The sequence below is a fragment of the Variovorax sp. 01N429 genome (assembly GCF_056399425.1).
Genome location: NZ_JBFTRG010000169.1, coordinates 1 through 404 on the forward strand (window position 1 = coordinate 1; position 404 = coordinate 404).

Annotated in this window: 1 pseudogene; it reads right to left on the reverse strand. The window is 67.6% G+C overall.

Features of this window, described 5'->3' with window-relative positions:
- Positions 1-189: 189 nt before the first annotated feature.
- Positions 190-404, reverse strand: a pseudogene (locus tag AC1DSF_RS31095) (hypothetical protein); the annotation flags it as partial.

Here is a 404-nt window from a genome sequence, read left to right on the forward strand (position 1 = left end):
GCTCTACGACGCAGGCCTCGACAACGCGGCATCGGACGCCATGACCTGGTTCGAGCCCTTCCACGCGGACGCCCCGGTGCACCCGTACATCCTCGACCACGGCGACTGACGGGGCGTCCTCAGAAGCAAAAGGGCCCGGCAACGCTACGAGGAGCGTCACCGGGCCCTGAACGGCCGGGTCGTACGGAATTACTGGACGAGGCGGAGGTGCCCTCGCGAGGGCGGTTCCACCGCCTTCGCCGGGGGTTCCGGTTCGGCGTCTCGCCAGAAGTTCACCTTCCCGGCGAGGAAGTCGGCAAGCGTAACCCCGGCGTTCTGGATGGTTCGCGGGCTTGAATGCAGGTACCGCTGGGTCGTCTCGATGGAGCCGTGCCCGGCGATGACCCGAAGGATGTGCACCGGGA